The 21,578-nt window shown below is 39.0% G+C and carries 9 protein-coding genes; 6 read left to right on the top strand and 3 right to left on the bottom strand.

Features of this window, described 5'->3' with window-relative positions; all coding sequences use genetic code 11:
* Positions 1 to 49: 49 nt before the first annotated feature.
* From ACYUCW_RS15420 to mqo, 6 genes are all read left to right on the top strand, one after another.
* Positions 50 to 1,810: a ShlB/FhaC/HecB family hemolysin secretion/activation protein gene (locus tag ACYUCW_RS15420; RefSeq protein ID WP_226889021.1), complete on the top strand. Its 1,761-nt coding sequence runs from the start codon at positions 50 to 52 to the stop codon at positions 1,808 to 1,810.
* Positions 1,811 to 1,885: 75 nt separating this feature from the next.
* Positions 1,886 to 12,901 carry a hemagglutinin repeat-containing protein gene (locus ACYUCW_RS15415; protein ID WP_460408967.1) on the top strand — a complete coding sequence of 3,672 codons (11,016 nt, stop codon included), beginning with the start codon at positions 1,886 to 1,888 and terminating at the stop codon, positions 12,899 to 12,901.
* 2 nt (positions 12,902 to 12,903) lie between these two features.
* The gene (locus ACYUCW_RS15410; RefSeq protein ID WP_036895431.1) at positions 12,904 to 13,506 is read left to right on the top strand and encodes a hypothetical protein; all 603 of its coding nucleotides are present in this window, start codon (positions 12,904 to 12,906) and stop codon (positions 13,504 to 13,506) included.
* An 833-nt stretch (positions 13,507 to 14,339) separates the two neighbouring features.
* A complete protein-coding gene (locus ACYUCW_RS15405) occupies positions 14,340 to 15,026 on the top strand; it encodes a fimbrial protein (RefSeq protein ID WP_460408965.1) in 687 nt (228 codons plus the stop codon).
* Positions 15,027 to 15,618: 592 nt separating this feature from the next.
* A complete protein-coding gene (locus ACYUCW_RS15400; protein WP_036969475.1) occupies positions 15,619 to 16,014 on the top strand; it encodes a cupin domain-containing protein in 396 nt (131 codons plus the stop codon).
* An 11-nt stretch (positions 16,015 to 16,025) separates the two neighbouring features.
* Positions 16,026 to 17,522, top strand: a complete 1,497-nt coding sequence (mqo, locus tag ACYUCW_RS15395) for a malate dehydrogenase (quinone) (RefSeq protein WP_460408964.1) — start codon at positions 16,026 to 16,028, stop codon at positions 17,520 to 17,522.
* Positions 17,523 to 17,633: 111 nt separating this feature from the next.
* Here the strand turns inward: mqo and ACYUCW_RS15390 are convergent, their stop codons facing one another.
* The 3 genes from ACYUCW_RS15390 to ACYUCW_RS15380 all read right to left on the bottom strand — a co-directional run bounded on the left by ACYUCW_RS15390 (position 17,634) and on the right by ACYUCW_RS15380 (position 20,151).
* Positions 17,634 to 18,557: an AEC family transporter gene (locus tag ACYUCW_RS15390; RefSeq protein WP_004243956.1), complete on the bottom strand. Its 924-nt coding sequence runs from the start codon at positions 18,555 to 18,557 to the stop codon at positions 17,634 to 17,636.
* 408 nt (positions 18,558 to 18,965) lie between these two features.
* Positions 18,966 to 19,544, bottom strand: a complete 579-nt coding sequence (locus ACYUCW_RS15385) for a histidine phosphatase family protein (protein WP_004243957.1) — start codon at positions 19,542 to 19,544, stop codon at positions 18,966 to 18,968.
* Positions 19,545 to 19,572: 28 nt separating this feature from the next.
* Positions 19,573 to 20,151, bottom strand: a complete 579-nt coding sequence (locus ACYUCW_RS15380) for an NAD(P)H-dependent oxidoreductase (protein WP_036969472.1) — start codon at positions 20,149 to 20,151, stop codon at positions 19,573 to 19,575.
* Positions 20,152 to 21,578 lie beyond the last annotated feature (1,427 nt).

The following is a 21,578-nucleotide window of genomic DNA, read 5'->3' as shown; positions in this document are numbered from 1 at the left end:
GGATCTATATTTCATTACTGACATCGCCTTAATTCATTGAGTTAGACACATGCAATTATTGATTGATGAATTAGGCAAAAATATGCAAGAAAAACAATTCTCCCTTACATCACATCATACTGACAAACAACATCGTTTATTAAAATGGAGCTTACTCAGCTTATATTTTATCTCTGTCCCCTTATTGGCTGATCCCGTCAATCAAGCACTCTCTATCGATGCCCGCGAGCAACAACGCCAGCAAGAACGAGAGCGCATGTTACAACAGCAGAACAACCCCGTTGTGGATACGCGTATTCAACAGCCTGATTTAACGCTGCCTGATTATCCGCAAAATGAACAACCCTGCTTTACCATTTCCACTATCCGTCTTGACGGTGAGTCCGCTGCCGATTTTCAATGGGCATTAAAAGCCGTTAACGACGCCAAAGGCCAGTGCTTGGGTAGCCAAGGGATTTTGTTAGTCCTCAATAAAGTCCAAAATGCCATTTTAGAAAAAGGTTATGTCACCACCCGCGTGATGGCACAAGAGCAAGATTTGAACCAAGGTGAGTTAGTCCTCACGCTTCAACCGGGACGGATTAATGCCATTCGTTTTGATGAAGGCACTTCATGGCGTGGGCGTTTATGGAATGCCATTCCTGCTGCCTCAGGCGATATTCTGAATCTGCGTGATATTGAGCAAGGGCTAGAAAACTTTAAACGCGTACCCAATGTCACTGCCGATATTCGTATCGAACCCGGCCCAATTGATGGTACCAGTGACTTAGTGGTCAGTTGGCAAGAAAAGCGTCCTGTGCGATTAAGCTTCAGTCTTGATGATAGTGGCTCAAAAAGCACCGGGCGCTATTTAGGCTCTGCGACGCTAGCCATTGATGCGCCGTTTGCCCAAAACGATATGTTTTACGCCAATATCAGTAAAGACTTGTTTGATAAAGGCCCTTTTGGTAACCGTTCTTACACCCTGAACTATTTCATTCCTATTGGCAATTGGGGCTTTGCCGCCAATTACAATGAATATAATTATCACCAGAATATTCCCAATGCCAACGAAGTGTTACGTTATAGCGGTAAGAGCGATACCGCACAATTTACCCTATCACGGTTACTGTTTCGCGACCAAATCCACAAAACCACCCTTAATCTGCGTACTTACCGAAAAACCGCCAGTAACGCCGTTAATGACATTGATATTGAACAACAACGCCGCCGTACCGCAGGGTGGGAAATCGGCCTTAATCAGCGCAGCTTCTTAGGCAATGCCACACTCGATGCCAATATTAACTGGCGTCGCGGTACAGGCGCCTACGGCGCACGCCGTGCCCCTGAAGAAGATACCCACAGCGGCAGTGCCCGCGTGGGCATTTTTCTTGGGGACATCAGTTTCAATCAACCCTTCACGTTGGGCGAACAGTCTTGGCGCTGGAATACCACTTTACGGGGTCAATGGACTCAGCATGCCCTAACACCACAAGAGCGCATGTCCATTGGCGGACGCTATACCGTGCGTGGTTTTGACGGAGAGCAAGTACTGTCGGGTGAAAAAGGCCTGTTATGGCGCAACGAACTGGCATGGAATGTTTTTTCTAAAGGGCAAGAACTGTATTTAGCCGCTGATTACGGGCGTGTTGAAGGCCAAAGTACCCAATACCTTGTGGGACATCAACTTGCCGGTACCGCATTAGGACTTCGTGGCTCACTCTTCTCTCGTTTGAGCTATGACCTGTTTGTTGGCGTGCCATTATATAAGCCGAAAAAATTCGATACGTCAGGAGCGACGGCAGGTTTTAGCCTCAACCTTGAAATTTAATCGCCATTAATTTGATAGCCGATAGACATTTTTAGTTTTACCCATGTTTGCCCTGTTTTTTGAAGGAACTCTATTATGAATAAGCATTGTTATCGTTTAATTTTTAGCCGCACTCATGGGGAATTACGTGTTGTATCGGAACTGGCGAAAAGCTGTAGCACCGATTCAGGCCAAACACGAGGCGTAAATGGTAATCGTCTATGGGTCACTCTACGCCGCACCTCATTACTGCTGTGGTTAGCCTTGTGGGGTACCTCAGCCATGGCGAGCAGCATTATTGCCGATAACAATGCACCACAAAACCAACGCCCGGAGGTGATCAATACGCAAAATGGGCTTCCACAAGTCAATATTGCGGCACCAAATGGCTCCGGTATTTCTCATAACCAATATAAACAATTTGATGTCGATAACCGTGGCGCCATTCTCAATAACTCGGCGGTGATGACTTCAACACAAACCGCAGGGATGATCCAAGGTAACCCGAATCTTGACCCAAACAAAGCTCCTGCGCGCGTGATTCTGAATGAAGTCAACAGCAATAACCCAAGCCAAATTAAAGGCTTTCTGGAAGTTGCAGGCGGTAAAGCGCAAGTGATTGTCGCTAACCCATCGGGAATTATTTGTAATGGCTGTGGCACTATCAATGCAGGTCGTATGACCCTTACCACAGGGAAACCCCAATTTAATCAAGACGGTAGCCTTGCAGGATATCAAGTAGAACGCGGGGTTATTCGTGTTGAAGGTGGAGGATTAAATGCCGATAGTCGCCACGATACGCAGTATGTTGATCTGCTCGCCCGTGCCGTTGAAATCAATTCTGGTGTGTGGGCGAAAGAAAAAATAGCGATCGTTGCGGGTAAAAATAAGGTCGATACGCAAAATAAAGCCACTCCGATAAAGAGCCAAACTGCACAACCTGAATTTGCCATCGACATGGGCCAAATGGGTGGTATGTACAGCGGTTATATCCACATGGTGGGCACCGAAAAAGGTGTGGGCGTTCGCAATCAAGGTGGGCACATACAAGCGGATAAAACCTTAACGGTGAAAAGTAATGGGCAGTTAGTCTGGCAATCAGCAAAAACACAAGAAGCCGTTACCCAAGCCAACGGGGATATTACCTTATTAGCCAAAGACAACCTTATACATCAAGGTAAATTACACAGTGGTGGCGTCTTAAACGTAGAAAGTCAAACAGGTTCAGTGGACAACTCGGGGACACTTGCTGCCCTCAAAGACGTTAATATCAATGCGAAAGGCGATATCCACAGTCAAGGTAACGTGCTCGCGGGCAGTGATAATAAAAGTAAGATTATTAATAACGCCAATATCATATTAACCAGTGAGGGAAAAATTGATACTCGTGGCACATTGCTAAGTAAGCAAAATATCACTGCAACAGCAAAATCACTGGATTTAAGCCAAACACAAATCGCGGCATCAAACTTGGCGCTGACATCTAAACAAGGGGATATCGCCCTTACTCAAGCAAAAATTGATGTGAGTGATGCCAAACTCAGTAGTGTACGTGATATTCATACTCAGCAAATTCAAATTCAAGCCCAACAATGGAATATCAACGCCAATAACCTGTTTAATCAAAATGGAACTTGGGTACAAACAGGGCAGAATGAGAGCCAATTTTCCCTCAAAGGGCAACTAAATAATCAAGGCGGTGCGATTGAAACCCACCGCCTTAAGCTCAATGCCGATTCACTGAATAACCAAGCAGGCCGATTAGTTGCGTTAAGCAAAAGCCAACAAGATTGGCAGATAAAAAATAGCATTAATAATCAACAAGGTGAAGTTGGGGCAAATGGCGATTTAACTCTTACCGCAAACTCAATTGATAATCAATCGGGCACCATTAAAAGCCAAACTAAACTGGCTTTGAATGCCAAAGAGCAAATTGATAATAGCGCAGGTAACCTTGTGGCGGGAAATGCCGTCAACCTGCAAGCAGGCAAATCGCTGAACAACCAATCGGGGACAATTAATAGCCAGCAAGTTGCTGTCACCACGGACAATCTCAATAATGCACTGGGTAAACTGATTAGCCAAACAACCCTCGATATTGTGGCTCAGCAGCAAGTGAATAATGCCAACGGTTTTATTGGTTCAGGTGATAAACTCACTCTCGCTACGCAAAATTTGGTTAACAGCCAACAAGGGACGGTGCAAAGTGAGACACAATCAAATATTCATGCGAAAGAAATTGATAATAACAAAGGCCAACTGTTGGCTGGAAAAGACATTTTACTCACAACCAATGCATTATATTCAGAAAAAGGCAATGTGAGCGCTAAAAATGTCAATATTCAGGCTGATACAATAAATAATATTGAAGGTAAAATAATTGGCCAAGATAAACTCACTATCGCCCTTAATAATTTACTGAATAATACCCGCGGTAAACTGCTCACGAATAATACTCTTACTGTATCTGGGCAGGGTGATATTCATAATCAGAAAGGTATTTTGCAAAGTAGTGAAAATTCCACTGTCGCATTAGAAAACATACACAACGAACAAGGAAAAATTGTTGCAGGCCAACAATTTACAATAAATAGCAAAAATAAACTTGATAACATGCAAGGTGAAATAAATGCGGAATTATTAACAATCACTGCTGATAAATTAAATAATCAGCAAGGCAATATTATTGCCACTAAGGATCTTGATATAACGTCAAATCAAACTATTAATAACAGACAAGGTCTAGTTGAAGCTGGTCAGAAGTTCATAGCCACAACACAACGTGATTGGGACAACCAACAAGGTGTTACACAAGCAGGTTTATCAATGACTGTCAGCGCAAAAAACATTGATAATACAAAAGGACAATTACAATCAGGTGGTGAGTTAGTTTTCAGTACAACACATAATGTTATTAATACACTGGGAAAAATAGCCGCACAAAACGCTTTGTATTGGCAAGGTACGGGATCGAGCCAATTTAATAACCGCAACGGTAAAGTACAGAGTAATGGCACCTTAACGCTAAATGGCGGTCAATTAGCGAATCAACAGCAAGGTAATATATTTAGTCAAAAAACATTACAACTCTTATTAAGAGGCGATTTGCTCAATCAAGACGGTAAGCTGACCAGTAATGAAAACACTTTGATTAAAACGAACAATCTGATTAATACACAAGGAGAAATAAACGCATTAAATAATTTGGATATTCAATTAATTAATCAGTTAGATAATCGTAATGGTCGTCTTTTTGGTCAATATTCACAGAATTTAAATGCGAACGATATTCTAAATGAATCTGGTTGGATGGGAAGTCTAGGATCTTGGTCTGCAAAAACAAATATATTCAATAATCAAATGGGGCAAATCCAGAGTCAAAAAGACGCACATTTAACAACAAATACCTTTAATAATGAGAAAGGCCTTTTCCAATCAAGTAATAATATTATATTGCATATTGCAAATAGCATTGATAACACCCAAGGTAAAATCAGCGCACAAAAAGAAATTTATTCTCAAGGTCTTCATTCTAATCAATCAACAGATCTCATCAAAAACAATGAAGGTCAGTGGTTAGCGGGGAATACATTAAAACTATTCGCTTTGAATATTGATAACTCACAAAAAGGGTTACTGTATAGTCAAAAGCAGATGCAACTTGTTGTCAAAAATGAGCTGAATAACCAACAAGGTAATATCCAAAGTGGGGATAACCTCGCCTTAACTGCCCAATCACTGCAAAATCAATCAGGATTAATCGACGGCCTACAGGCTATTAATTTGCGTTTATCTAACTTATTGGATAACACGTCAGGTAAAATAAGAAGTAACCAACATCAGACCATCCAAGCCTCAGATATTCAAAATCATCAAGGTCATATCAGTAGCCAAAGTGAACTTACTGTCAACGCCACACAGCTTGATAATGACCAAGGTCTGTTGATTAGCCAACAAAACAGTGATTACCACCTTGAGCGAATCAATAACCAGAGCGGTAAAATACACAGCGGTCAGGGGTTAACCGTAACAGCAGACACACTGCAAAATCAACAAGGTCAACTGGTTTCAACACAATCACTGACTATCAATACAACGCAATTAGATAATCACAATCAAGGTGTTTTAAGTAGCCAAGCGGGTTTAAATCTCATCACGACTAACCTTAATAACCGTGATAATGGTTTAATTTGGGGCACGACGCAAAATGTGATTTCAGCAAAAAATATCGATAATACCCAAGGCTATTTACAGAGCCATGGCGCATTGACCTTAGATAATCTAACGTCACTAGATAACCAAAAAGGTCATATTTTAGCTAATGGGGCGATTGCGATAAATGCGAAAGACGCCCCTCTTGCCTCGACCTTAATATTATTGAATCAGCGTGGCGTTATTCAAAGTGGTGATAAACTCACACTTAATACTCAGACTTTCAATAACCAAGGAGGCACGTTACAAAGCCAAAATGCTTTAACGCTTACCGCAAAACAAGATCATACTCAACGTAATGGCGATATATTAAGTAGCAATCAATCCGTTTCCCTTTCTATTTCTGGTGTATTTACGAATTTAGCTGACTGGTTATTACCTGCTTCACTGACGATAAAAAGCCAAAATGTGATCAACTCAGGTTCGTTAGTCAGCCGTACATTAAATTTCAATACAGGCTTATTAAAAAACCGCGGTCGCCTTGAAGCCGATGATTTTACGTTTAATCTCACAAGTCTAGATAATACCGCCGCTATTATGGGCGATAATGCGGTTATTCACGCACAATCAATCGATAACAACAGTAAAAATGCCGTTATTGCGATGACGCAATCACTCGATTTAACCGCGAACAATAACCTGATAAATCATAACGGAGCCTTGATTTATAGTGGTGATAAATTATCGCTTACCAGCCCAGAGATTGAAAATAAAGCCAGTTTTATTGAAGCTGAAGGCGATGTGGCTATTAAAGCTGATCAACTTCGTAATTTACGTGAAGGACTAGAGATTGAGCGAGATGCTGAGAAAAAGGATTATCGTTGGCATCGTTACCATTATTTTTGGCGTTCTTATAATTCAAATGTGATTACCGACGCTACCCCTTTTGCGCCGACCACTCAGAAGTTAACATTTAATGATGATAATGAGGCAATTAATAATAAATACGGCACATTAACCGCTATTGATGCTTCTAACAAAAAGGTGCAAGTCCTAGTTAAAAACATCAATGACAACACACCAATGCGCTTATGGGTGCATTACGAATCACTGATCCCAAATAGTGACGGCACCTATAATATGACTTTTTATCAGACGACAGGATTTGAACAGATAGGTGGTGTACCTACTCCTTATCATAATACAGTATGGCGAGAATTTACGGGCCAGCCTCGAATTGAGCAATGGGATCCAGAGATCCATGTCAGTAGTTATGATTTAAAATTCATAAGCGATTATAGTAATTTCCGTGAACGAACAGTCTCAGGATCATTGACTCGGGATAAATTGATTTCTGAAGGAGTTGGCGCACGTATCCTTTCAGGTGGCAATATGAACCTTAATATTTCAGGACTATTGCTTAATGATGCCAGTGTGATCACCTCAATGGGAAATCAATCCATTGATGGAAAAGCTAAAATAGAGAATAACGCCTATTCCATTAATGAACGCCGTCGAGAGTATATTGTTGATCACTATGATAAGGATACTAAACATTGGTATCCAAGTTTTGATAACGATGAAACCATCGCATTAGCCACCATTGATAGTATTATTTCAGGTAATGGCGATGTGGCGATCAACGGAACATCGATCACTAATACCACGGTGAATGCGGCACAAATTAATGAAATTGAAGCCGCATTAAACGCAGTTAAGGCAGAGCGCGCTGAGTTCGAGCGTAATCCGCTGGGATTTAATATTGATGGAGTGGAGAAACAAACCGTCAATACCGAAATAAAAACCAGTGATAAAACAGATGTACCCCTGACCGATGCGACCTCCCCCTTAACGCGTCCGCTTTTACCTTCTGAAATCGCACTGACTGAAAAACAACATTTAGGCAATGTGATCACCGAACTTCCTGATAACGGCCTCTTTCGACAAAATTTATCCCCTGATAATCCGTTTTTAATTGTCACTGATGAACGCTTTACCAACCGTAATAAATTTATTAGCAGTGACTATTTACTCGATCGTGTAGGTTATGATCCGGCGCAAGTGCATAAACGCTTAGGGGATGGGTTCTACGAACAACGTCTTGTGCGTGAGCAAGTATTAAAACTGACGGGGCGCCCTTCACTTTATGAAGGCGATGCCATGGCACAGTATCAATATCTTATGAACAATGGTGTGAAAGTCGCGAGTGATTTTCAGTTACGTCCTGGCGTGGCCTTAACGCCTGAACAAATTGCAGCATTAGAACAAGATATTGTTTGGTTAGTCAGCGAAACGGTAGAAACCGCCCAAGGCCCTCAAACGGTATTGGTACCAAAAGTTTATTTAGCGAATAAAACGTTAGATTTATTAAGCCATGGCGCACTCGTTAGCGGTAATAATTTACATCTTTCCGCAGAAAGCATTGATAATGCAGGGCAACTATTGGCGAATAAAGGACTAGAGATTGAGGCCAACCAATTCACACATCAAGGCGGAGATATTCATGCACAAAATATCACAGTTCAAGCCGATAGCATTCATTTAAGCACCAACCTACAAGATGCCTTGCGTCAAGCCACAATGAGTGGAACAGATATCACCTTACAAGGGCATAATATTCAACTGCAAGGGGCAAAACTGGATGCCTTAAAAGACATTAATCTAAATGCACGTGATAATTTAACTATTACTACAGCAAAAAGTACCCATTCTGGTGAATTTGATGTGATATCGGGTTCAATGGGTAGTCGGACTGAAAATTTTATAGAAGAACCAGGTGAACATCGCCTTGCACATCTCAGTGGTGAATGGCAACGTGCACAAGGAAGCGAGTTGAACGCCGGCGGTAACCTTAATCTCACCGCGGGGAAAGATGTCACACTGCAAGGCAGTCAAGTCAAAACGGATCAACAACTGACCGTAAATGCAGGCGAGAACCTCAATATCCTCGCTGATAGTACCACAACCAAAAGCCACCTTGATGCCAATAGTAAAAGCACCTCTGTGAGCAATACTCGTGAAGAAGAGCGTTTGCAATTAAGTACACTGAGTGGCGATAAAGGCGTCAGCCTAAATGTGGGGCATACCTTGACAGCACAAGGTGCTCAAGTAAATAGCACCGAAGGTAAAACCACCGTTCGTGCTCAAGATGTAGATATCCAATCCGTCACCCAACAGGTTGAAGACAGTGACTATCAGCATTCAGGCGGAGGACGTAAAAGTTACAGTCGTCTTGTGGATACTGCCCAAGAAAACGTGGTTGGAAGTACCTTTAGCGGACAGCAAGGTGTTGCGATTACCGCCCGTGAGGGTGATATTAATTTAACAGGTAGCACTTTACACAGTGAAAAAGGGGCTGTTGATTTAAGCGCCACACAAAATATTAATCTCAATACCGCGACAGAAACCCATACGGAGTTTTTAGAAGAACATTCAAAGAGTAAAGGATTTTTAAGTTCTAGTCAGACTCATACTCTCCAAAATGATCATGTGACACGAGAGCAAGGTAGCGTCGTCAGTGGAGAGCTAGTCAATATTCAAGCGGGTAAAGATATTCAAGTTACAGGCTCTTCGGTTGTTGCTGAAAATGATGTGTCATTACACGCAGGTAATAACGTCTCTATTACAGCGGCCACAGAAACAGATTCTCATTATTTATTAGAAGAGAAAAAACGCAGTGGTCTCTTTAGTGATGGGGGGATCGGTTTTACGGTGGGTAAACAATCCTCCCGCCATGAAGTGGATGAAAAAGGTACCACCCAAAGCCAAAGTGTCAGCACTATTGGCAGCACACAAGGTAATGTCAACATCACCGCTGGCAACAAACTGCATGTGGGTGGCGCTGACCTGATTGCCCAAAAAGACTTAAACCTCACCGGTGACAGCGTCCAAATCGACCCAGGCTATGATGAACGGACTCACACTGAAACCTTTGAAACCAAACAAAGTGGGTTTAGTGTTGCACTCTCTGGCAGTGCAGGTAGCGCCCTCAATACTGCCGTCAGCACCGCACAACAAGCTCGCAAAGAAAGTGACGGTCGTTTAAGTGCTCTGCAAAACACCAAGGCAGTATTATCCGGCGTCCAAGCTCAGCAAGCGGTTGAGTTAGATGGGCTGAAAACCGATGCAGCCAATGCGCACAACCTTGCCGACAACCTCAAACCGGGCGATAAAGACTATCAAGAAGGCGCCACCAATACAGTTGGTGTCAGCGTGTCTTACGGCAGCCAATCGTCGAAAAGCGAAACCCATACCGACAGTCGCCAATCCCAAGGCAGTACCTTAAATGCCGGACAAAATCTGTCGATTACCGCAACGGGTAAAAATAAAGACAGCAACCCAGACAGCGGTAATATCACAGTCGTCGGCAGTGAACTCAAAGCGGGTAAAGACTTATCACTGTCTGCCACGCAAGATATCAACCTTGTTTCTGCCCAAAACACCGAGCAAACTACCAGCCAAAACAGCAGTAAAGGTAGCAGTGTCGGGGTTGGCGTAGGCGTGGGTGCAGGTGGCTACGGGGTCAATATCTCAGCCTCCGTCAACCAAGGTAAAGGCCATGAAAAAGGCAATGGCCTCACCCACACTGAAACCACTCTGGATGCAGGTAATAAACTCACCTTAAACAGTGGACAAGATACCACCCTCAAAGGCGCTCAAGTTAGTGGTGAACAAGTCACCATCAATGTCGGTCGTGACCTCACTTTACAAAGTGAGCAAGACAGTGACCGCTATGACGCCAAACAGCAAGAGGTCAGCGTCGGTGGCGGTTACACGATAGGTGGTACGCCAAACATCAATATCAGTGCCAGCAAGAACAAGATACACAGTAACTACGACAGTGTGAAAGAGCAAACCGGTATTTTTGCCGGCAAAGGCGGCTTTGATGTCAACGTCAAAGAGCACACTCAGCTTGATGGTGCGGTGATTGCCTCCACTGCGGAAAAAGATAAAAACCGCCTTGATACGGGCACATTAGGCTGGAAAGATATCGACAACAAAGCCGACTTTACCGCAGAGCACACGGGCGGTTCGATGGGAACGGGTGGCCCAATTGGAGGCCAACTTCTCACCAATGCCGCAGGCGGGTTACTCTCTAATGCCAATAACAGTGGCCACGCCGAAGGCACCACGCAATCGGCGGTCAGTGAAGGCACTGTCATTGTTCGCAATGAAGACAAACAAAAACAGGATGTTAACGAGCTCAACCGTGATACTGAGCACGCCAATAACGGCAGTATTAACCCGATATTCGATAAAGAAAAAGAGCAAAACCGCTTAAAACAAGCCCAGTTGATTGGTGAAATCGGTAATCAGGCGATGGATATCATCCGCACCGAAGGGGATATTGCGGGTCTAAAAGCACAAAAAGACCCCGATGCGTTAGCCATCGCCAAAAAACAACTAGAAACGGCGGGTAAAACACCAACCGAGCAAGCCATTAAAGACCAAGCCTACAACAATGCCATGGCACAATACGGCACGGGCAGCGACTTCCAAAAAGCCGCCCAAGCGGTGACAGGATTACTGCAAGGGCTGGCAGGTGATAATTTAGCCGGTGCATTGGCGAATGCCTCGTCACCGTACTTAGCAACATTGATAAAACAGCAGGTTGGCGAAGATAATAAAGCCGCGAATGCCATGGCGCATGCAGTATTAGGTGCCGTGGTCGCTGAGCTAAATAACCAATCTGCCGTTGCAGGTGGATTAGGTGCTGGTAGCGGTGAACTGTCCGCTCATGTTATCTTAAACACCCTCTTCCCAGGCAAGAAGGTTTCAGACTTAACCGAGAGTGAGAAACAGCAAGTCAGTGCACTAAGCCAATTGGCAGCAGGTCTTGCTGGTGGACTGACTACCGGTGATATGGCCGGTGCAATTACTGGCTCGCAAGCTGGGAAAAATGCGGTTGAGAATAACTATCTTAGCGACTCAGAGCACCGCCAGAAGACGTCACTGGAGCTAAAAGAGAAGCAAGGTAAGATCACTGAGGTCGAGCAACAGAAACTCGCTGAGCTGCGAATTAAAGATACAGAAACAACACAAAGATTACTTGATGCCTGTGCAGGCGGTGTTTCACCTGAATGTACCGCTGCTAGAAAAGATGCATTCAAAACGATAGATACCTACGTCAGTTTGACGTATCAAAATCCAAAAACAGCGCAGGCTGGTTATCAAGAAATTGAAAGGCTATTGAATTCGACTTCACCGGAAGCACAGCAAGCATATAATCTATTGGAATCTTATACTAAAGCGTTTAAAAACTTTGGGTATACAGATGAAGAAGCTCGCTCACGCGCGGGAATGTATGTTGGTTCGATTTATTTGCTTGGTGGTACGTCTGCAGTTGCAAACTCAGGCGCATTAGTAAAACAGTTTGGAAAAGATGTTGCTAAGCCAAATGTTAAACCAAATGAAAGCTCATTAACTGGTAAACCTTCACCTAATGTAGTAGAAGATACGATTAGAAAGAATTTAGAAGCAAATCAGAAAGGAAATGAATCTTCGAAGTTTGCGGATTACTTGACTAAAGAAGAACAGGTATTTGCTAATAAAGCTCAGAAAGAGCTTATTAATGAAATAAATATGTTTTCTTCTAAAAGTCAGGCTTCTAAAAATGCAACAATGATCGGAGCTTATGATTCTTCTACAGGTAAAACAGCCGTAGGTAATAGTAATGCAAATATTACAGCAGATTCATTACATCCGACGACAGTCAGCTACATAGAAAAGCAGCTGGGCGTTAAGATAGGAGAGTTTACAAGTTTTTGTAAAAACAAGGCTGGAGCATGCGCAGAGGTATCAGCAGCGGATCAGCTTATTAGGCAGGGTTCCAATCCCTCAAAGATTAAGTTTACTGAAGCATTAAGACCTAGAGATGTTTGGCGAAAAGATGATATCCCAGCAGATGCAATAATTCCATCTTGCGACAACTGCAGTGTTACATGGCCAAAAGGAAAGTAATAATGAGTGTTTTAAATGAAAATTGGGAGCCCGGTTTTGGAGCAATTTATACTTGGTTTGCAATGGATAAACATGGAAAAATTGCGGTTATGGTAAATAACTGTTTTGGTGATCTACCAATAAATTTGTTAAGTATTAAAAATGTAGAATCATTGCTTGATCATCTTTGTGAATATATGTGGGAAGAATCTCAAGTATTTAACCATTATCCGAAAAACAAGAATGGCAATTTTGAACTTGATTTATACTCTGCTTGGCGACAACGCTCTGATTTAGATAGGAATAATATTATCTGTGTTCTTCAAGCTGACTTGATAAAATCAGGTCATTATAGTGAGGCTAATCTATCCGCTAATAAAGGTTTTTTTGTTTATCATGGAGTTGAAGGCAGTAAGGAAGGAGAAGACTATCCTGTTGGTTTTACTGGAAAAACTAAAATGGGAGACTATTTTAGGTATTTAGTACCAACAATATACGCCTCAATCAATGATTTTCCAGAAGAATTACGTCATGGAATAGCTGTTTCGGATACAGTAGATTTTACTATCGATAGAGTGTTGGATAACGATAAAATCAACGAATACTTCCCAAAAATGTACCGCTAGTAATAATATAATTAAGGAGATTTTAGCGTAATACTAAAATCTCCTTACATTTTTATATGTTATTATCCTTCAACTAATTACCACTTAAGATGACTTTTGGGGCGGGGGTTCAGTTTACCTCGATTGGGAAAGTAGCCCTCTATCTATATAGCGTCTGGTTTTAATTCCGCTTTATCTCTTTCTATGCTCAAAAATGCACGTCTAGGCACTTGTGTTCGGCGAGTATTCCCTGGGGAGATTAGTTTATAACAAACTGAAAATACTAAAAAATGAGTTTTATCTAGCTGAATATAAATGGAATAAGTTGTTGTTTTGCCTTACAACTGCGCACTAATGCCAACCGTCGAAAAGCGAAACCCACACCGACAGCCACCAGTCGCAAGGCAGTACCTTATTTACCGATATGAAGACCGCAGACTGAGTAATAGAAATGGTATAGCTGCAAATCAAGATAAAATATCTACTTTTATGGTTGAAAGCGATACTCCAATAGTCCTTAATCATGGTTCGTCTACAAATATAAATAGAGTTATCTATAAAGAACAAATATTAATAAATAATTAACTTACCATCATCAAAACAATAACAATTTAATTTTTAAAATTACTCTACACTTACTCTAAAAAAGATAAAAATTATTTTTATCTTTAGTAAGATCTATGATAATTGGATAGCTACAGTTTAAAAATAGAATAAATATAAAATAACAATCACTTTAAGAATATCTTAATTAGATAAATTTAAAATATATCAATTTGTAATTAAATAAAATTATAGATTGTGTATTATAGAGTATTATTTATATTTTTAAATTTATAAAAAGGAATGGCTATATGAAAAAATTGCTATTTAGTCTTGCTACGCTGATTGTAATGTCAACACCAGCATTAGCTACTCCACCAGGCGCTAACTTAAAAATAAACGGTGATATTACTCCCCCTACTTGCACCGTTAATGCTGGTGATAATGATATTATTATTGATTATGGTGTAATATCCCCCTCTTTTATTCCTGCTGAGGAAAATTACGCACTAGGAGCTAAGAGTGCCAATATCAAAATATCCTGTGATGCAAGCAATTATTTAACACTTAAGGTATCAGATACTTATAAAACAAGTTCAACAGATTCAGCGAAAATTAGCGTTTTTGGATTAGTTAATGCAAAAAATACAGAACAAGAGATTGGTGGATATATAATTGATGTCATTGATATCAAAGTTGATAATAAACGAGCTTATTTAGGAAGAGTGGCAGATAAGATTTGGACTGGCTCGCCCGCAACTATTTTTAAAGATACCTTAACAGCGTTAACTAGTGAACCTCAAGCCCAGGTTGATAAAAACAATTTAAAACTTATAGCTGGAAAAGTGTTTAATGCAAAAATACAAATAGGAGCTTATAACGAAAGTAGGTATGCGTATATTTTATCAAGAAAAAAATTGGCACAAAACAATATCGATTTAACTGATGGAATTGATTATATAGGTGAAGCTGTTTTTACTTTTAACTTTGGTGTCTAAATTTCAAAATCATTGATAATCACAATATAAATATATGTTAATTTTTATTGTGATTATCTTGTGTTATCAACTTATCTATAATGCTGTGTACTGATCGTGCTGATACCTAAAAACCGCCAATCAACCCTTCAGCTAAACTTAATCACATGCCAATAAGAGAGTAATTACTATAACGATAACAAAAAAAGAATCCCCCTCTTTCGTCAAAAGCGTGAGGAAATATCTCTATTTTCGTTAATCCAAACTCTGCACTCTAACTATTTTTATTAATATAAATTATCAGTATTAATACTTAAAACATGACACAACAACCCAAAATAATTAACTTTAAAAAATATCTTTTAGCGAATTATTTTCAATAAAAACAAAACACAAACATATCTATATATCACATCAATAAAAATAAACCTTCCCCTTAAAGTTAGAGACTAAATAGCTATAATAATCAACTATATTATTTAATTACTGCTACGATTATTTTAGTAATAAAAACGCCTAATTGTGATAGTGATTGGAAGAAATAATAAGAAAGTTATCTATACTAAACTAATATCAAATTTTAAGTATCAAAATATTAAAGGAGTTTGACGAAATGATACGATGTGTTCGCTTATGGACCGGAGAAGATGGTAACTCTTTATTTGAAGAAGGTATCATCGAATTTAAGGATAGTTCACGAGGCGATAGTGAAAGTTTGCCAATTGCTGTTTCAGAGTTATCGTTTAGAGAAACAATTTCAGGTGGTTCATATGATTGGCATCAAGATCCCGTTCCTCGTTATGTTATTACGTTATCAGGAACATTAGAGTTTGAAACAAAAGATGGCTCAACTTTTATCATTAAACCCGGTGATGTGCTGTTAGCGCAAGATAACAGTGGCACTGGTCATAAATGGCGTCTTATGGATGATGAACCTTGGCGACGAGCTTATGTTGTTTACAAAGAAGATGCAGGATTATGTTTTAAACCTACCAAAACAACTAAGTAATTGGGGTCTGTATGAATAAAACTATTAGTGAACATGTAGATGTCGCGCTCATTGGTGCTGGCATTATGAGTGCAACACTTGGCACACTTCTTAAAGAACTAGAGCCTAATTTAAAAGTCGCGATGTTTGAAAGACTTAATGATTGTGGTCAAGAAAGCTCTAACTCATGGAATAACGCGGGAACAGGACATGCTGCTAACTGTGAGCTAAATTATACGCCACCAAATCCTGACGGCACCGTTAATATCAGTAAAGCGTTAGAAGTGAACACCGAGTTCGATTTATCGCGCCAATTATGGTCTTATTTAGTAACAAAAGGAAAAATTGCCGATCCGCGTGATTTTATTCATGCTTGCCCTCATATGAGTTTTGTTTGGGGTGCAGATAACGTTAAATTCCTTCATCAACGCTATCGCCAAATATCTGCCAATCACTGTTATGAAAATATGCAATACAGTGAAGACAAACAGCAAATTGAAGATTGGGCGCCATTAATTATGGAAGGGCGTGATCCGAATCAACAGCTTGCTGTCACCCGAGTAGCTACTGGTACTGATGTCGATTATGGCGCATTAACACATCTATTAGTTAAGCAACTTTCTCAACAAGATAATTTTGAGTTGCACTATAAACATGATGTTATTGATATCAAAAGAAATGAGACTGGCGGTTGGAATATCGAAGTTAAAGATCTCACCACCCATGATAAATACCTCATTACAGCTAAATATGTATTTGTTGGTGCCGGTGGACGCGCTATCGATTTACTCCAAAAATCAGGTATTCCAGAAGGTAAAGGCTACGGTGGTTTCCCTGTTAGTGGTATTTGGCTACGTTGTGATGAAGATAAAATCAGCTCTCGCCATCATGCCAAAGTTTATGGAAAAGCAGATGTAGGCTCACCACCGATGTCTGTCCCCCATCTTGATACTCGTATTATTGCAGGTAAACGCTCCCTACTCTTTGGCCCTTATGCTGGTTTTTCAAGTAAATTTTTAAAACACGGCTCCTATTTAGATTTATTTGAGTCAATTCGCCCCAGCAATATTGAACCTATGCTAGATGTCGCGAAAGATAACTGGTCATTAACTGAATATTTAATTGGTCAAGTATTACAAACGTCAGCACATCAATTTGAAATGCTTAAACAGTTCTATCCTCAGGCTCAACATGAGGATTGGCAAGAAGCTGTTGCAGGTCAACGAGTGCAGATTATTAAACCCGCAGCTAAACATCATGGCGTATTAGAGTTTGGTACTGAGCTAATTAGTAGCGCAGATAAATCATTTTCAGTGTTATTGGGGGCATCACCTGGCGCTTCTACAGCAGCATTTATTGCCATCAATATCATTAAATCTTGCTTTAAACAGCAACTTGAAAATGAGGGTTGGGAAGATCGTCTTAAAACGATTATTCCAACTTATGGTATTGATCTCAAAATAGATGCCGATGCTTGTCGTAATATTCGTGCATCAACGGCTAAGATATTAAAATTAGAAACACCTTAGTTATATCTTACCGATAAAAATAAAACAGACCGGCAATTAAAGGTCTGTTTTATTTTTTATTTGCATCGTTATTATTAATTACCCTTTTCCAAGTAAATACACTTAGAAAAATTACATCATTTCTACAATAGTGATACCACCAATAATAGAAAGTAATGAGCATAGCGTACTTAATAATACAGTGCCCGTTGCCATATCAGCATAGGCCTTATTTGTAATAGCTAAAGCAGGCACCGCTGTTGCAGTAGGCAATACACCAATTAGAAAGACGGCTTTTAATAATTCAGTTTCTAATCCAAGTGCAAATCCCGTTCCTAAAATTAATGCCCCTTGTACAACATTCTTTATTATCACATTAAAAACAATTTCAGTATTAACTTTGAGTTTGAGCCCTGAAATTAATAGTCCTAAGAAAAATAATGCTACACCACCAGATGTTTTCCCTATTTCATTCACTGAGTTTTGTAAAATCTCTGGTAGCTTAACGCCGAAAATAGCTAGCATAGCCCCCAAAATAGGCAGGAAAACTAATGGCTGAGAGATAGCATTAAGCAATGACTGTAAAATGCTTTTTCCTTGTTTGGCACCACTAATGATCATGATAGTAAAAGGTAAAATAATTACCGTGTAGATCAAATTTCCCACCACCATAGCAATCAAACCAGATGAGCCGACTGTTGCCAGTAATACTGGTGGTCCACAATAAGCCATATCAGGAAATGAAACCGATAATGCCTGCATTGCTGAGTTCTTTTTATCATGTTTAAAAAAGAACTTGCCGCCTAAAAAACCAATAAGATAAGAAACAATTAATCCTACCGCGAGAGCTAATAGATAGTCGATATTAAAGAAAACCGACGGAGAAGCTTGGGTTGCCGCTAAAAAGAGTGAAAAAGGCAGAGCAATTTTAACGACAAAATCAGCAAAGGCTTGTGAATACTCTCTTTTAATAAATCCATATTTACCGGAAAGCCAGCCAACTAAAAGCCCTAAGATAATGGGCCCCAGCGCTGCTAAAATGGTTTGTAGTAACATATTACCTCTGGTTGCTTAATATAGTGTCCCCACTTTATTCAATGTCTATAACTGATAACAAAATAGTTATCTATTATATGAATAAAGTAAAAATATTCGTATTATTACCTAGTAATAAAAATTAGAACATTTTAATTATCGGATATATTTAAAATCATTCAAATGATAAATAACAATATTACTTCACAATGATCAACAGGATACTTTATCGAGTAAACTAAACAGGGAAGTAAACCAACACGGCAATTAGGATTTTAAGTATTTTTACTTAAAATAAACCTAACAATGGTAATAAAAGAATAGTTTTTGAATAAAAAATAAAATAGGTAGCAATAAATTAAACCATATGGAAATGATTAATCGAGCTTATTTTAATATATATGACAATGCTATATTGCATTTTTCAGCCTAAGGACACTGTTTAGGCACATCATTTAGCTGTTGATGCTGTTGCTCAAAGAGCACTTTTTTCTTATCTGCTTCTTTGATTATTTTTAATATATAGATACTATCAAAATCACCACTTTCCCATTTAGGAATAGCTTTTGGATCACCACCAAATTGCGCCATAATATCCCTTACTACTTTAACTAAATTATCATGCTCCCAAGCAATAAAAATGACTGAATTCTGATATTCTTCGCTCAGCAGTTTATTACGTAATGGGTCTATCTCTTTGGCATGGTAATTTAAATGGATTGGCAGTGATGTTTTCACCGCAAGAGGTGTTAAAGTTTGAAGAGAGCGTAATGAATTTCCAAGTTTATTTTGTTTTGGTGCTGCTGCAAATAACGCATCAGGCTGACCAAATTGTGTTATCAATCGATTAGGTAACGCTAACGCACGATTTAATCCCTGACAACTTAATTGCCCGCTATCATTATTAGGCTTTTCACCATGACGGATAAATACCAGCGTTTGTTCTGAATAAGCCATAAGATTAAATCCATATAAAATGAGGCTCAAAAAGATAATGATATAGCGCATATAACACTCCTTTTGAGCCGTTTGATTTTTAGCCAAAGACTTTGGTTAGATGTGCTTTATATTCTACAATATCTTTCTCAATATTAGGCTCTTTAATGACGTTGTTGGTCATAAAAGTAGGCAGCTGAGATAAACCAAGAAATTGTTGTGATTTATGAAAAGCAAAATAGACACCATCAACCCCTCGCCCATCAAAGAAATTACCAAATTCATTGAAAGCTTCAATAGGGGCATTCCAAGTCGCGGAGATCATATATTGCTTACCTTGCAACAATCCCCCGCTACCATATTGTTTGCTTGGATCATGACGAGTACGTCCATCGTTTTCATATAGTTTGCCGTGACCATAAGTATAGACTTCATCCATATACTTTTTCACTTTCCATGGCATCATCATCCACCAGCCCGGCATCTGATAAATAATAGTATCAGCCCAGATAAATTTCTCTATCTCTTCATTGATATCATAGCCTTCTTCAATTTGTGTTTCTTTTACCTGATGCCCTAATGTCGCCAAATGTGCCAGAGCGATATCATGTAATGTACGGTTTAATTGTCCTGCAGAATGCCCAAATTTTTGTCCACCGTTAATAAGTAGAATATTCATATTTACTCCTAATTTTCTTACTACTAAATATTTAATATGAGCTATTTTAACAGAAAATAAACGGATGCACTTCAGGGCAAAAAATCACCAAAAAGAAACACTACAGTATTAATCACTTTTATCGAAACAGAATAAACCAATAATAAGTTAAAAATGCTAAAAAAGCAGCCATTAATCACTGTGTATTTCAATAAAGTGGATTATTGCTTTTATCGCAAAAGTCTATTGTTTATTGTCTACTTTATTGCCTAAATTGAGTTAATTAACGATAACGCTGGTGGATACTAGTGACTTACTCCTAGTTTATTTATAAATCAAAAAGTATGCTCTTACTGATTGTTGTTTAAGATCCTTGTCAGCATAAACATCTCAATATTGTATGAAATTGCGACTCATAATGAATCGCTTTTTGATTTAATCGCTGTTCAACACTGCCAATCACAATCACCATACAGATGCCTTTTATGAACAACATGGCTATTTTTCACTCTGAGCATAAAATAACCTCAAATGTTAAATCCTAAAACATTGCTAACATAACTTATGAGATTATTTATCAACGATAAATATTTTTATCAGCTGATCTTGCTTTTTATGGGCGTTATTTTCAATCTCTCGGACTTTATAAGCGATCGTACTTAACGCGATTTCAAATAAACAAGCGTCAAAGTCTGTAGAAAAAACAAGCAGCAAAAACAGAATAAACCTGATAGTTAAGTGGCAGAAATTTTCGCTACTTGCACCCGATAACAAAGAAATAATAATAAGCGGAAAAACAGATAAGTGAGTGAAAATGATATGCTGACAATTTTCTAGTGTATGTATTATTTCCCCTTTGTTAATACCCTAACAATAGTCGTCTTAGTCACCATTAAAAATAGAGAGTAATAATAAGACATCCCCTTTTTGGTATATATGACGATTTTTTATTAAGAAAAAAGCAGATCTCGATCACTATTTTAACTTTAGCTATATTTACTAGCCGTTCAATATTTACAGCATTTTTATCTAATCACTTGTTTAAATATTAATTATCACACTGATTTGTAATACAAATAATTTACCTATTATACTAGTAATATCATAATGTAACATAAAAAAGAACTTCATCACTGATAGTCGAGTGTCAACTAAACAATTTGTATAATATTATCTTTTTTTTATGATATTTGAATAACTAATATATCTAACACTAATCACATTTTTATTTATTGGAACAAAGAAATATAAAATAAATTAGCGTTTATTTTTTATCATTTTTATTTTCCACAAAAAAACAAATAAAAAAACTTAAAATAATTTTTTTAAAAATTAAAAATAAAAAGAATTAATCTCTATATAAATTTAAAAATAAAACATTATTATTTATTAATTATAATGAAAGATAAAATATAAAAAATAATTAATATCAATAATAAATATATTAA

Source organism: Proteus sp. MB838, from assembly GCF_054767435.1.
The sequence above is the reverse complement of the archived record's forward strand: the minus strand, read 5'-3'. Positions and strand labels throughout refer to the sequence as shown.

Coding starts and splice junctions, on each gene's coding strand:
- ACYUCW_RS15420 (WP_226889021.1), top strand. CDS start 50: ATGCAATTATTGATTGATGAATTAGGCAAAAATATGCAAGAAAAACAA.
- ACYUCW_RS15415 (WP_460408967.1), top strand. CDS start 1,886: ATGAATAAGCATTGTTATCGTTTAATTTTTAGCCGCACTCATGGGGAA.
- ACYUCW_RS15410 (WP_036895431.1), top strand. CDS start 12,904: ATGAGTGTTTTAAATGAAAATTGGGAGCCCGGTTTTGGAGCAATTTAT.
- ACYUCW_RS15405 (WP_460408965.1), top strand. CDS start 14,340: ATGAAAAAATTGCTATTTAGTCTTGCTACGCTGATTGTAATGTCAACA.
- ACYUCW_RS15400 (WP_036969475.1), top strand. CDS start 15,619: ATGATACGATGTGTTCGCTTATGGACCGGAGAAGATGGTAACTCTTTA.
- mqo (WP_460408964.1), top strand. CDS start 16,026: ATGAATAAAACTATTAGTGAACATGTAGATGTCGCGCTCATTGGTGCT.
- ACYUCW_RS15390 (WP_004243956.1), bottom strand. CDS start 18,557: ATGTTACTACAAACCATTTTAGCAGCGCTGGGGCCCATTATCTTAGGG.
- ACYUCW_RS15385 (WP_004243957.1), bottom strand. CDS start 19,544: ATGCGCTATATCATTATCTTTTTGAGCCTCATTTTATATGGATTTAAT.
- ACYUCW_RS15380 (WP_036969472.1), bottom strand. CDS start 20,151: ATGAATATTCTACTTATTAACGGTGGACAAAAATTTGGGCATTCTGCA.